The 12,091-nt window shown below is 68.4% G+C and carries 16 protein-coding genes and 2 pseudogenes; 7 read left to right on the forward strand and 11 right to left on the reverse strand.

Annotation, left to right across the window (positions count from 1 at the left end; translation table 11 throughout):
- Nucleotides 1–147: 147 nt before the first annotated feature.
- The 3 genes from ACZ501_RS34820 (at nucleotide 148) to ACZ501_RS34830 (ending at nucleotide 2,400) form a co-directional block, all read left to right on the forward strand.
- Nucleotides 148–402, forward strand: coding sequence for a hypothetical protein (locus tag ACZ501_RS34820; protein WP_468800759.1), 255 nt, complete (start codon nucleotides 148–150; stop codon nucleotides 400–402).
- Between the two features lie 56 nt (nucleotides 403–458).
- A complete protein-coding gene (locus ACZ501_RS34825; protein WP_468800761.1) occupies nucleotides 459–983 on the forward strand; it encodes an ETEC_3214 domain-containing protein in 525 nt (174 codons plus the stop codon).
- A gap of 628 nt (nucleotides 984–1,611) precedes the next feature.
- Nucleotides 1,612–2,400 carry an NAD-dependent epimerase/dehydratase family protein gene (locus ACZ501_RS34830; RefSeq protein WP_468800763.1) on the forward strand — a complete coding sequence of 263 codons (789 nt, stop codon included), beginning with the start codon at nucleotides 1,612–1,614 and terminating at the stop codon, nucleotides 2,398–2,400.
- A gap of 3 nt (nucleotides 2,401–2,403) precedes the next feature.
- On the opposite strand, the gene ACZ501_RS34835 is transcribed toward ACZ501_RS34830, so the two are convergent.
- The 6 genes from ACZ501_RS34835 to ACZ501_RS34860 all read right to left on the reverse strand — a co-directional run bounded on the left by ACZ501_RS34835 (nucleotide 2,404) and on the right by ACZ501_RS34860 (nucleotide 6,037).
- Nucleotides 2,404–2,790 (reverse strand): hypothetical protein, encoded by a 387-nt coding sequence (locus ACZ501_RS34835; RefSeq protein WP_468800766.1) that lies wholly within the window; start codon nucleotides 2,788–2,790, stop codon nucleotides 2,404–2,406.
- A gap of 530 nt (nucleotides 2,791–3,320) precedes the next feature.
- Complete coding sequence (locus ACZ501_RS34840) at nucleotides 3,321–3,995, reverse strand: hypothetical protein (protein WP_361596593.1); 675 nt, start codon at nucleotides 3,993–3,995, stop codon at nucleotides 3,321–3,323.
- Nucleotides 3,988–4,533 (reverse strand): RNA polymerase sigma factor, encoded by a 546-nt coding sequence (locus ACZ501_RS34845; RefSeq protein WP_468800768.1) that lies wholly within the window; start codon nucleotides 4,531–4,533, stop codon nucleotides 3,988–3,990. Before ACZ501_RS34845 ends, ACZ501_RS34840 begins: the two co-directional genes overlap by 8 nt.
- A 504-nt stretch (nucleotides 4,534–5,037) precedes the next feature.
- Nucleotides 5,038–5,358 carry a hypothetical protein gene (locus ACZ501_RS34850; RefSeq protein ID WP_468800770.1) on the reverse strand — a complete coding sequence of 107 codons (321 nt, stop codon included), beginning with the start codon at nucleotides 5,356–5,358 and terminating at the stop codon, nucleotides 5,038–5,040.
- Nucleotides 5,355–5,564: a hypothetical protein gene (locus ACZ501_RS34855; RefSeq protein ID WP_468800772.1), complete on the reverse strand. Its 210-nt coding sequence runs from the start codon at nucleotides 5,562–5,564 to the stop codon at nucleotides 5,355–5,357. Before ACZ501_RS34855 ends, ACZ501_RS34850 begins: the two co-directional genes overlap by 4 nt.
- Before the next feature lie 137 nt (nucleotides 5,565–5,701).
- On the reverse strand, nucleotides 5,702–6,037 hold the full coding sequence (locus tag ACZ501_RS34860; RefSeq protein WP_468800774.1) for a hypothetical protein: 336 nt from the start codon (nucleotides 6,035–6,037) through the stop codon (nucleotides 5,702–5,704).
- An 89-nt stretch (nucleotides 6,038–6,126) separates the two neighbouring features.
- Here ACZ501_RS34860 and ACZ501_RS34865 point away from each other — a divergent pair.
- A pseudogene (locus ACZ501_RS34865) lies at nucleotides 6,127–6,781 on the forward strand (transposase); the annotation flags it as partial.
- A gap of 15 nt (nucleotides 6,782–6,796) precedes the next feature.
- On the opposite strand, the gene ACZ501_RS34870 reads toward ACZ501_RS34865, so the two are convergent.
- Nucleotides 6,797–7,147, reverse strand: coding sequence for a hypothetical protein (locus ACZ501_RS34870; RefSeq protein WP_361596602.1), 351 nt, complete (start codon nucleotides 7,145–7,147; stop codon nucleotides 6,797–6,799).
- Nucleotides 7,148–7,252: 105 nt separating this feature from the next.
- Between ACZ501_RS34870 and ACZ501_RS34875 the strand changes: the two genes are divergently transcribed.
- Nucleotides 7,253–7,561 (forward strand): hypothetical protein, encoded by a 309-nt coding sequence (locus ACZ501_RS34875; protein WP_468800777.1) that lies wholly within the window; start codon nucleotides 7,253–7,255, stop codon nucleotides 7,559–7,561.
- Between the two features lie 28 nt (nucleotides 7,562–7,589).
- Here ACZ501_RS34875 and ACZ501_RS34880 read toward each other — a convergent pair whose 3' ends face one another.
- Nucleotides 7,590–7,922, reverse strand: a complete 333-nt coding sequence (locus ACZ501_RS34880) for a hypothetical protein (RefSeq protein ID WP_468800780.1) — start codon at nucleotides 7,920–7,922, stop codon at nucleotides 7,590–7,592.
- A gap of 12 nt (nucleotides 7,923–7,934) precedes the next feature.
- Between ACZ501_RS34880 and ACZ501_RS34885 the strand changes: the two genes are divergently transcribed.
- Both ACZ501_RS34885 and ACZ501_RS34890 read left to right on the forward strand, forming a co-directional pair.
- A complete protein-coding gene (locus ACZ501_RS34885; protein WP_468800783.1) occupies nucleotides 7,935–8,789 on the forward strand; it encodes an IS5 family transposase in 855 nt (284 codons plus the stop codon).
- A 521-nt stretch (nucleotides 8,790–9,310) separates the two neighbouring features.
- A complete protein-coding gene (locus ACZ501_RS34890; protein WP_468800786.1) occupies nucleotides 9,311–9,856 on the forward strand; it encodes an HNH endonuclease family protein in 546 nt (181 codons plus the stop codon).
- Between the two features lie 156 nt (nucleotides 9,857–10,012).
- Here ACZ501_RS34890 and ACZ501_RS34895 read toward each other — a convergent pair whose 3' ends face one another.
- The 3 genes and pseudogenes from ACZ501_RS34895 to ACZ501_RS34905 form a co-directional block, all read right to left on the reverse strand.
- Nucleotides 10,013–10,876: a hypothetical protein gene (locus ACZ501_RS34895; RefSeq protein WP_468800788.1), complete on the reverse strand. Its 864-nt coding sequence runs from the start codon at nucleotides 10,874–10,876 to the stop codon at nucleotides 10,013–10,015.
- Nucleotides 10,877–10,944: 68 nt separating this feature from the next.
- Nucleotides 10,945–11,217 carry a hypothetical protein gene (locus ACZ501_RS34900; RefSeq protein ID WP_468800791.1) on the reverse strand — a complete coding sequence of 91 codons (273 nt, stop codon included), beginning with the start codon at nucleotides 11,215–11,217 and terminating at the stop codon, nucleotides 10,945–10,947.
- A gap of 604 nt (nucleotides 11,218–11,821) precedes the next feature.
- A pseudogene (locus ACZ501_RS34905) lies at nucleotides 11,822–12,091 on the reverse strand (hypothetical protein); the annotation flags it as partial.

The raw sequence follows: 12,091 nt of genomic DNA on the forward strand, positions 1-12,091 counted from the left end.
TGCGGCAGAAACGTACCGAGGTCGACACCGGCCTGCTGAAGACCGACGAGCTGGCGGGCCATCACCGGCCAGTCCGCGCCCTCCATCAGCACGGCTAGGACAGATGCCGCCTACACCGAGGTCAAGAGCATCGTCACGTCGGCCTTCATGGAGGTGCTGTCCAGCAGTGAGACCGCACCTGGGGCCGGCTACTTCATCATCGACGCACGGCAGCCCCGCAACGGCAGCGCTGCAAGTTCCCTGCTGCCCACGACGGGCACCGCGCGTGTCGTCCTGCACGGTGATGCCGACGACCGGGAACGGGTCGTCTCCCTGCTGGAGAGCAGTCTCGGCTGCACCAAAGAGGAGACCTACCGGGACGACGAGACGGTGCTGCACATCGACCTGACCCAAGCGACCTGACCGGCAGAAGTCTGCTTCCCCGGCCAGGCGGTGTGACCGTGCGGCAGGATGCCACAGTGACCTTCCTGCCCACGATCGACACCAAGCTGAACGTCTGGACGCTGGCCGCCGTTCTGACAGCGCTCTACACCCTCTTCGGTCTGGTGCGGGGGTGGTGGCGGTCGAGCCTGGGAAAGCGTCGGCAGCTCATCAGGGCCTACCGGCGGATGGCTCCATACGTGTGCCACGACTACGTCAAGGACCTGTTCGGCGAACCCGCCTGGGAGCACAAGCAGACGGTCCACAAGTACGGCGCAGACGAGCGGGACGAAGCCGTCCCCCAGGACGCGGAGCTGACCGTGCGGACATGGCCGCTGGGCACACTCGGCTTCCTGGTCACCTGGAGCAACGAGCACGACGAAGTGCTGATGTACTCCCTCAGGACACGCAGTCGCTTCTTCCGGCCACGCGTGGCTGTCGGGCCTCACCGCATCACGCTCGGCAGGACACCGTTGGCCAGCCTGCCCGCCCCCGGACCGGATGCCGCCGGGCCCTGGCCAGCACTGGGAGCGCGCCGGTTCAGCTACGCCGAGCAGCACTAACCTGTGGGGAGCCGTTCCCCCGGAGGCCCGAGAGCACGCGCCTGGGACCGGTACAGGCACCGGCCTCCTCTTCGCGTCCGCCGGGCGCAGGCCGAGACCGTTGCCGGGGTTTTTGCTGTTTTGACCTGCGGGCGGTGGCTGCTGGGACCATCGGTGTCCTCTGCCAGTGAACTTGGACCGCCTGCCATCGAAGCTGGACGGGTTCACGGGGTACGCGTTGACCGGGCACCTGAATGACGGGGCGTAGTCAGATACCGGGGATGGGACGGGAAACGACATGTCGAACATGCAGCTCTTGGCCAAAGGAGCGGGGCAGGGCTCCCCGGCCTTCTGGATCATCGCCATCGGTGTGATCGTCATCGTCGGAGTGGCGTTTCTGGTTACCAGGGCACGCAGGAGATAGAACGCGGGGCTCAGGCCGTCCAGCTCAATGGCTGTCCTCTGACGCTGAACCTGGACCGTCTGCCATCGAAGTTGGATCGTCGGCGGCGCTCCCGGAGGTCCCCGTGTCTCACGCAAAAGGTAAGTGGAGTTTCGCGGGTTCCCCACCCGCCTTGCTGAGTGGATCAACGGGAGCGAAGATGCCCGGGTTGTCGAAATGAGGGGAGACACAGTGACTCTGGGAACGGTGGCAGTAACGGGAGCGGCGGGCACCATCGGTTCCATGGCGCGGGAGGCGCTGCGGGGCGCGGCGGAGCGGTTGATCCTGCTCGACCGCGTGCCGCTCCGCCCAGAGGCTGAGAACGAGGACGTGCACACTGTGGACCTGCGGGACGCCGCCGCTGTGGAGTCGGCCCTGACGGGAGCCGACCGGGTGCTCCACCTGGGCGGCGTGCCCGACGAGGCGCCCCTCCCCGATCTGCTCGAAACCAATGTGCTGGGCACGCACCATGTCCTGGAGGGTGCGCGGCGCATAGGAATCGAACGGGTGGTGCTGGCCAGCAGCAATCGCGTCACCGGCTTCTACCCTGCCGCGCACCTCACCAGCCCCCAGGAGCCGGTACGCCCCGACGGCCTCTACGGAGTGAGCAAAGCCGCCGTCGAAGCGCTCGGACAGCTGTATGCCGACAAGTTCGGCCTGTCCGTCGTCTGCCTGCGCATCGGCAGCTTCGAGCATCTGCCTACCGAGCCCCGACACCTGGCAACCTGGCTGAGCCCGCGCGACGCCGTCGGCTACCTGCGGGCCGCCCTGGTCGCACCCTCCTCCATCCGCTTCACCACCGCGTACGCCGTCTCCGCCAACAGCCGCCGCTTCTGGGCCCTGCCCGACCCGGCGGAACTCGCCTACACCCCCGTCGACAACGCCGAACACCATGCCGCGGGCATTCCTGCGGCGGACTCCCCGGAAGACCCGGCCGCGCCCCAGGCCGGCCCCTACGCCCTGCCCGAGTTCACCCTCAAGCATCTGCGACCTTGACGCTCACAGCCATGCCGACATACATGCTGGCAGCACGTTCGACTCGAGAACGACGAGCAAGGCTCTGGTGCCTACTGCCTCAGGTTTCGGCAACGGAAGCCGCCAGGCCAGCGGTCCAACTTCGGTGGCAAACGGTCCAACGTCAGTGTCAGAGGACAGTGACGAGGTCGTCACCATCGGCACCGCCATGGCCGGCGGCATCGCCGCGTGCGTGGTCTTGCCGTGCGCCATGCCGTTGCGGATCTTCCGCCCGTCGTCGAGGTACTCCGCCTGGCGGGCGGTCAGGATGCCGGTGTCGGCGCCCTGCTTGATGAGCTGGTGCAGCTGCTTCTTGCCCGCGCCCGGGATGCGGTCGCGCAGCACGATCTCCACCGCGATCAGGGACTGCATGACCGCCACGGTGGTGCGCCTCCGCGTTGGCGAGGCCCTATCACACACCCCCTTGACCAGGCCCTGATCGGCGGCCGCAACCTGCTGTGTCAAGGTGAAACGTGCCGGTGGACAACCTGGGCAAGGGGTGGAGCCGACCCCGGTCAAGGGGGCAGCCGAACCTGGACAAGGGGGTGGCCCGTGCTGGGCAAGAGTGCAGGTGCGGCGTACCGGGTGCGGGCGAGAGTGCGGATGGTGCGCACCTGGTGTGGTGCGGGACATCGTGATGCGCCCGAGAGCGGAGCCACCGTCACTCGGTTCGCAACGCGGTGGACACCACCGCGCCCGCCTGTCACAACAGGTGTCCTGCAGCGTTCAGGACGACCAGCCTCTGCGCACCGCTGACATCAATTCTGCGCACGACACGGTTCGGCTCGGTCCTCGGCAAGGAGACCGTGACGGAGAGCGGAGCCTCCTCGTGGGGGGTGGAGCAACCAAGATGGCTATGTGCCCCGTGCTCACGCGACATGAACACGGGGCGGGCCAGCGGGTCAGCTGAGCTGGAAAGCACCTTGGGGTACGTCCTCAAAGAGCTTGATGATCTTCTCTCGGAGAAGCAGCAGACCGTCGAGCCTGGTCATGAAGCTCGCCGACAGCCACATTTCAAGCTGCATGCGACTGCGCTCCGCGGGGGGGATGCCCCCCAGAGCCTCGCACCAGCCGTGGACCTGATCTCCGAGAGCTTTCTCCGCGCCGTCGAACTCCGAAGACACCGACTGCTTAGTGACCCGCCCGGCACCTAGGAGCTCGCTGATCCTTCGCAGCTCTGCGACGGCCATTCGGACAGCCATTTCGGGTGGCACGCGTGTTGCGGGCGGCGCTGGGCACGCCACGGGATACGTCGCAATGTCGTCCGCGAACGTCTCCAGCTGAAGCTTCTCGTGCTGGAGAGCATCCAGAGCTGCGAGCAAGGCCTCGCTCGGGACCATCGCCCACACAAAGCGTGAATCCTCATGCAACGGACGGACCGCCAGGATGTGTTGGCTGTGCACCGCACGGCGTGCGTCCGTCCAGGGGACAGGCTTCGGTGCAGTGGCCTGGCGGAAGCCGGCGGTCGTATCCAGAGCTGAACCGACAGACGACAGGAGACTGGTCTGGTAATCGCCAAGGAGCTCATCGAGCCGGTCCTCGGTCTCGGCGTCGAAGTCTTCGTACTCGTCACTCACCGGACTTCGCCTCCCCCTTCAGTTTCAGACTGCTGGCCAACCTCTTCCGTGCCCGTAGGTAGGACTGCCGTACAGCTGCAGGGTCCTTCCCGAGAGCCTGAGCAGCCTCCTGATGCGTGAACCCATCGAGTTTCCACGCCATCGCCTCGCGCTCGGCCGGCGACAGTTGTCCAAGAGCATCCCGGACTGCCGCCTGCTGCTCAGTGAGCAGCACCAGGTCCACGGGGCATGTACCGCCTGGACGCTCCGGAATAGGGTCCAACGGCTGGGTACGGTTGGTGGCCTGCCGCAAGTACTTCCGATAGGCAACCGTCCGGAGCCACGCGCTGGGGTGCTCGATCTCTCTCCACCGATCCGGAAGCAAGGTCAGGAAGGCCTCGTGCCCGGCGTCCGCCGCCTCGTAGACGCTCGCTCCCAGGTTGAGCAGGAAGACCGTCATCCTCGGCATCTCGGCTCGGTAGAAGGCCTCCAGCTCCTCCTGCCCCTGTTGCCGGTCCTGGTAGATACGTGACCGTGTAGCCCTTGCCACTGTCACCATGGGCAAAGCTGGCACCTCGGTCACTAGCGCCCCGCCCCGGCGCTGTCTGCAGCACCAATCAGAATCTCGACGGAGTGCCCGGACGTCTTCTCCGTCAGCGTGCTGCCGGATGGGAGTGACCTCACCCGCTCCGAAAGGCCCCGCTGGGCAAGCTCAACGCGGCGCACCTCAGCCCTATCCCGAGCCGCCCTGTACACCAGCCTCGCGAAGAGCCCGAGCAGCGAGGTCACCCCCGCAACGATCACTGTCATCAATGTCGGATCCACGACCACCCCTTGACCGTGCAGTGCGCTGTGCGCTGCGTCTGGGTCTTAAAGCATCGAGCGGTCCCGAGTGTGACATCCCCGCGAAAAGATCTGTTCGATGGCGGCCCAGGGCTCTCATGTGACGCTCCACGTTCCTACTACGGGTGCGATCTTGGGCCTCAGCCACAGAAGGTGCGCCCACGCGATGCGAGCTGCCGAACTTCGGGCGTTCCACTCGATGGACCATGGCCGGGCCTCATCACCACAGCCAGGCGTTCGAGTGCCGCATCCGGGACAGGGCGCGGGCGTCGCGGCGGGCTGCGGCGCTGCCGATGCGGTTCTGCCGGGGCCGGCGCGACTGGGCCCCGTAGAACCGGCGGACCCCGGCCGCCTTGAGCCGCTTACGCTGCTTGGCCAGCTCCGCCTTCTTCGCCTTCATGGGCTTCGGCTTCCGGGGCCGCTTCCAGATCGGCTGCCAGTCCGTCGACGGCGCGTACGCCTCGGCGCGCTTCTGCGCGGCCTCCTTCAGCCGGGCGGCGACGGCTGCGATCCTCGGGTCCGCGGGCGGCGTGGTGGTCATGCGATTCCTCCGGTGGGTGGTGTCCGGCCCGGCGCGGGCTGGACAGGCTGCTGGGAGCGCGGCGGGGACGTCGCCGGTGCGGGCTGTGGTGCAGGGCGGCGGGCGGCGGCTCGCTCCCGGATCCCGGCCTGGAGCCAGGCGGCCATCTCGGCGGCGGCGGTCTCCAGCGTCCGGCTGGTCAGCTCCACCGCGGTGACGTCCGTCATCGGCTCCAGGTCCCGGCCGGCCCTCCGCCCCGGGCGCAAGCTCGGGCGAGGGCTCGGAGTGGTCGGCACGGTGACGGTGCGCGGCCGGGGCCGGGAGTTCAGGCGGTCCGCGCGGCGTAGTGCGTGGACGCGGACGGTCAGCGCCCCGCGGCGAGACGGGCCCGCTCGTACGGGGTGGCGGACCGCTTCCGGGTCAGCGCGCGCAGCACGGCCTGGTCTTCGGTGTCGTGCGGGTACAGGGCGCGCAGGTCGGCGGTCATCATCCGCCGGCTGGCCGGGCGGGTGTAGCTGTCGATGGCCGCCTGGACTATCTCCTCGTCCAGGCCGGACCGGTGAGGTCGGCCGCGCAGGACGTAGGAGAGGTGACGGCGGGCTTCGGCGAGGAGGTGGTGGTGCTTGAAGGCGCCGCGCATCACGTACACCGCGGCGGCAACGTTGACGGCCGCCAGCGCTCTGTCGATGACCGGGCGCATGCGCGCCCACACCGCCGCGGCCGCCGTCCGGGCCGGCTCGGCGAGCCGGTAGACGGTGCAGGCGCCGAACGCGGCGATGGCTGAGGCCCACCACCGCTCGCGCAGCTCGGTCAGCGACAGCAGCTCCGTGCGCTTGGGTGAGCGGGTCTGGTCGGCCTGGCAGGCCAGCGCGTAGGCGGCCCGCTCCCCGGCGCATGCCCCTGCCGCTCCTCGTACTCGGCCGTGAGGACTGGCAGCGCGTCCTCGATCTGCTGGCGGCGGGTCGACTGCCAGCCGATGAGCCGCTGGTCGATCCCGGCAAGATCCACCTGGCTGGGGAAGGCGGGCGCCACCCCTTGGCACCTGCTGATCACTCAGGGCCGGTAGGGCGCGCAGCTCATCCCAGTCATGGAACGTATCCGCGTCGGCCGCCTCGGCGGCGGGCGTCCCCGCACCCGGCCGGACCATCTCGGCGGTGACAAGGCGTACTCCTCGCGCCGCAACCGCCGCTACCTGCGCAGACGGCAGATCAAGCACACCATCCCCGAGCCGAACAACCAGCGGGCCAACCGCAAGCGCCGCGGCTGCCAAGGCGGGCGGCCCGCCGGCTTCGACAAGATGGTCTACAGGCGCAGGAACGAAGTGGAGCGGACGATCAACGCCCTGAAAAACTTCCGGGCCGTGGCCACGAGGTTCGATAAGCGCGCCTACGTCTTCCAGGGCACCATTACCGCTGCCGCGATCCGACTGTGGCTCAAGAGGTGATCGGACAGCCGGGGTTCAGAGCCATCGCTGTGCCGCCTCGACGCTGTCCCCGCCGCTGGTGTTGAACGCAATCGCGGCCTGGGGCGCATGGCGCCGCACCAGGTTCACGATCTGTTCGAAGAGCGGAAGCAGCGGCTCGGTCTTGCGGATCCCGGCGCCGACGACCACGACATCCCACGGCTGCTTGGTCAACGATGCGACGAGGTTGGACTCGGCCGATTCGTCGAACACGACGAGCGTCATGGCCGCGTCGATGCCGTGCTCACCGAACCGGGCGAGCTCCGCGTCGAGCGCCGCACGAAGAGCCTCTCCGTCCACGCCAGGTATCGCTTGCGGGTCGTAACCAACAACAAGTGCAGAAGACATGCAGCCAACCTAACCGAGCCCTGCTCAACATGATCCGTCGGACAGGCCCTAGCCACCACCGCGCCCCGCCGGCCGGGGGCTTCGTGCGTCCTGGAGGAGTTCGCCGTGCCCACGTACGAGACCCTGCCCCGCTTCGCCTCCGACCTTCACCGCCTCACCCCCGAACAGCGCCGCCGCCGCTTCCGCCAGACCGTGGCGGCCTTCGTCGAGGACCTGCGCACCGGCGGGCACTTCCGCGCCGGCCTCCGCGTCAAGCGCGTCCAGCGCGCATCGGGCATCTACGAGCTCACCTGCTCCATGGGCGCTGGACCCGCAGGACGCGCCACCTGGCAATACGGGCCTGCGCTCCGCCCCGGCGTACAGCACGTCATCTGGCGCCGCATTGGCACCCACGACATCCTCGCCGGCCCCTGACGGCGTCGGGGGTGGTGAGCACGGCCGGTCACCCGCTGGCGGGCTCGGCGCCCGCGCCGAAGGGCGGGACGTCCGCGAGGGCGACGTCCATCCGGAGCCGGGCGAAGCGCACCGGGTGCCGCCACGCCCCGCGCTCCAGCGCCGTGTCCACCATGATCTCGGCGACCAGCTCCGGTTCGACCAGCACGACGTCGAGCGGCGTCCGCGACCCCAAGGAGGTCGTGAACCGCACGCCTTCCCAGGGATGTCCGGGCCCGGCTGGTGTCAGCCGGTCGGCCAGCTCGCGCGCGGCGTCGGCCGCAGCGGCGTACTGCGGCCGACTGGCCGGAGCGGCCCCGGCCGCGTCGAGGCGGCCCAGCAAGGAAGGGGACAGATGGCACGGCGCCGCTGCTACCCCTCCGACACCTTCGACGACGAGTGGGCGTTGATCGAACCGCTGCTGCCCGTCCCAGCCTGCGAACTGCCGCGAGGCGGCCGTCCGGAGAAGCATCCGCGGCGGGAGATCGTGGACGCGATCCGCTATGTCGTGGACACCGGATGCAAGTGGCGGGCTCTGCCGAAGGACTTCCCGCCCTGGCGGACCTGCTACAACTTCATGGCCCGCTGGGCCGCCGCCGGCGTGATCGGACAGATCCGCGACCAGCTCCGCAAACGGATCCGCCGCGACATGGGCCGATCGCCCGGAGCGGTCGCCACCGTCATCGACTCCCAGTCGGTCAAGGCCGCCGAGACCGTCGGCCGCGACTCGCGAGGCTACGACGCCGCCAAGAAAATCAACGGCCGCAAGCGGCACCTGGTCGTGGACACCAAGGGCCTGCCGCTGTTCGTCATGGTCACCCCGGCCGACATGACCGACCGCGACGCGGCCAAGGAAGTCCTGTTCCGGCTGCGGCTCATGCACCCCGAGATCACCATCGTATGGGCCGACTCCGCCTACGCCGGCCAGCTCGTGACCTGGGCCAAGAGGTACCTCGACCTGACGGTGAAGACGGTGAGCCGACCCAAGAACGCGGTCGGGTTCGTTGTCCTGCCCCGCCGCTGGGTGGTCGAGAGATCGCTGGCCTGGGTCATGCACGCCCGCAGACACGCCCGCGACTACGAGCGGCTCATCCAGCACTCTGAATCACTGATCACCTGGGCCGCGATCACGCTGATGACCAGGCGCATTACCCGCCGACAGTCCCGCCGAGCCGGTCAGCCAGCCCCTCGCGAACACACCCGGGACTGACTCGTTCACCGCCACCAACCGCACCCGGCCTCGCCCCGCTTCTCCACTCTGACTACGGTAGGTCCAAGCGGAGTCGCATCCCCTTCGTTTCACCAGAAGGAGCGACACCCCTCGTTGGAAACCCCAGCCACCGGTCATCACCGCTGTCACGCGTGGCTCAGGAGAAGGTGCTCAACATCGGGCGCACCGACTGGCACGGCGACCCCGAGATCTTCCTCTGGTACAGGGAGGGATCCCCCAGCTAGGGCTTGTACTTATCCCTCAGCATCGAGGCGAGCAAGGCCTCATCCGATCTGTAAGAACTCCGGTCAGCTCTTGCCTGCGCCGTTCGAGCCTGCTCAATGAGCAGGCCATCCACATTCTCCGTGCGCCGCCGCTTCCCTCGACGCAGCACGGTCACCACCATCAACACCGCCGCCCCCAGTAACACACCAAGCCCGATCACACCGCCCCCTCACCCATCACCAGAACCTAAATGCCGACCATACCCAGCCAGACCCGCACTCGACGCCCTCTCTGTCATGCATGGCTCAGGAACAGGTACTGACGAGATCCGCGACGGCTACAAGCGGGAGCTGTACCCGCACTGGAAGGACGACGACAAGAACGGCTGCACCGCCCGAAACGACGTCCTCATCGCCGAAGCCATCGAGGCCCCGACGATCGGCTCCGGCTGCTCCCTGACCGGCGGGGTGTGGCACTCCTACTACGACGACGTCTTGGTTCAGGGACCGTCCGGTGTCGACATCGACCACCTCATCCCGCTCGCCGAGGTCCACGACTCCGGCGGCTACGGCTGGACCACCGAACGGCGCTGCCGCTACGCCAACGACCTCGGCTCCGATGTCACCCTCGTCGGCGTCTCCGCTCGCTCGAACCGGCAGAAGTCCGACCAGGACCCGGCCACCTGGATGCCCATGACCCAGGTCCACTGCCGCTACCTCGGCGAATGGGTCGCCACCAAGCACCGCTGGGGCCTCGCCGTCGACCAAGCCGAGCGCGAAGCACTGCTGCGGTACGCGGCGTCCTGCCCCAACGCCCGCATCACCTATGACCCCGCCCTCTGATCCTGCAGACCGCAACCTGGCCGTCAGCCGGAGGATGCAGTCTCCGTTCCACGTCAGGCCGGCCGGGGATGGGACGGCCGACTGGGCGGCGACGTGTGACGGATGCCGGCCTGCCAGCAGGTCACCGCTGCGGAATCCGGTGGGGACAGATGCCGGTCAGCGCCAAACCGTCCAGAGCCTCAGGAGTCGATCGAGGTCGCCAGCATGAGCGTTCTGGAAGGCCAGGGCGTAGATCCGTGCCCGGTACTCGTCGGGTACCCCGGTCACGGCCGTCACAGCGCTGGTGCTTCCTCCCCCCAGGGCGTCGCCTTCGCGTACCAGCCGCGCAACGGCCTGCCCGAGGATCCTTGTGACGGCGAGATGGGGTCGGAATGCGGGATCGGTGTCGGGCTGCGCGTATACGCACCAGCCGCGATCGGTGCGGCTGATGCCCACGTAGACCCGCCCGGCGGCCCGCGCTGCCTCAACAGCCGCTGAGCGGGCTGCTGCTTCGGTCGTGTCCGGAACCTGTTCCGGTTGATTCAACATGCCTGGCGCCATGGGCAGCGGCGACGTATCGGCCGGCAGCACCGGGGCATTAAGCGGCGGCGCCAGGCGTGCGGCCTGGGTGCGTTCTCGGTGCTGTGCGACGGTGAGCGCAGGCGGTTGCAGTTCGGGCGGCAGCGCGTTGCGCATCTCGTTCCACGCGCGGTGGGCGGCCTGCTCGGCTGGTGGCAGGCTCACGAACTCCTGGGCGGTCATCATGTACGGCTGGCGGTCGTCACACTCCCGGGCATGCTCTTTCGATTCCGCCCGCAGCTTGGCGTACGAAGGACACTTGCTCTCCCACTTGCAGACGCGGCAGGTCACCACGTACTGGGTGCGTCCGGGACAGCGCGGGTCGGGCGGACGCTGGGTGTGGCGGCCCTTGCCAGTTCGGGGGCAACGGGTTCCGTCTGCGTGTACCGCCCGGATGACGCCGTCGAAGTAGGTGTAGGTCTCCTCTGTCCCGTCGGCGCGGAGCAGGGTGCTGGTGGGCATGGTCGTTGACCTCGTTGTCGCAGTTGCCCTGCCTAACGGCCCACCCGGTCTACTGTCACCGGCCGGCGTCAGCGTCCCGTGGGCTTCTTGGACCAGAGGAGCCATACCGCCATACCCGCCCCCAAGGCGCGCAGGAGGGCGCTCCCAGGGGAGTCCGGCACGGCCCGGAACCCGCTGGTAAGGCAGGTGACGAGCAGCAGAACGAGCAGGCCGCGGAGCCAGCGCCCTTTCTTGGGGAGCACCGACGCCCCCACGTAGGGCTGCCACAGGTGCCGGAGGGCCGCGGCTGCGGCTGCGGCTGCGGTCAGCACGAACTGCTTGAACGGCAACCCCGTAGTCACAAGTGCCGCCACCAGGCAACATGGGTTTAGTGAAGGACCTACCCCCCGGTTTGCCGCCCGCAGACTCCCGCAAGTGGCACAGCCGCCGATGGTGGGATCGACTGGGATATCTGCGCGTGCGCTCCTTGGCGAACCCGAGCTGGTCCCGTGACATGCCGCGGCTGATCGCGTGGTTGCGACGTGAGCGTGCGACCGCCCTCCCAACGGATCACGACCTCTACGACAAGGCGATCACCGCAGCTCAGGGCTATGCCCGGACTCCCAACCAGTCACGGAACGCTGAGCCCGCATGGGATCGAGTTCTCGAACCTATCGACGAGTTGCTTGTAAGGCGGCAAGCAAGGCACCTCGACGACGTCCACAGGGCTCAAGCCGAGCAAGGTAACGCGAGCCCCTGACATGTCGGCCCCGCATTCAGACGTTAAACGGCAAGCTGAGGCTCGGGCGGCACACTGCGGGTCGAAGCCGCAGAGTGCGGTGCGCGCCGACACCACCGCGTCCGAGCGCGCGCCAGGATTGCTCGTGGTGAAGTGGCCGTGGAGCGGAGGACGCCGCCTCCGCCCACACGGCCCAACCACTCGGGGTGGGCGTTCACGCCTACCTGTCAGCGCTGGGGTGGGACGGGTGGCCGTCGGCCGGTGAGGGCTTCGGCTCGGTCCATGAGGGCCTCCGCGATGTCGGCGTATTCGCCGCGGGCGATTGACTGGAGCAGTTCGCAGAGCGCGGCGAGTTCCCCCACCCGTCCGGCGGGTGTTTCGAGGACGTCGGCGAACTCCTGTCGTACGCGGGCCGAGACGGCGGGGACACGCAGGCTGTAGGCGTGGAGGAGGCCGGCGTCGAAGCCGATGGGGACGCTGCCCCAGCGTTCCCAGTC

The organism is Streptomyces sp. NPDC034085 (assembly GCF_055575555.1).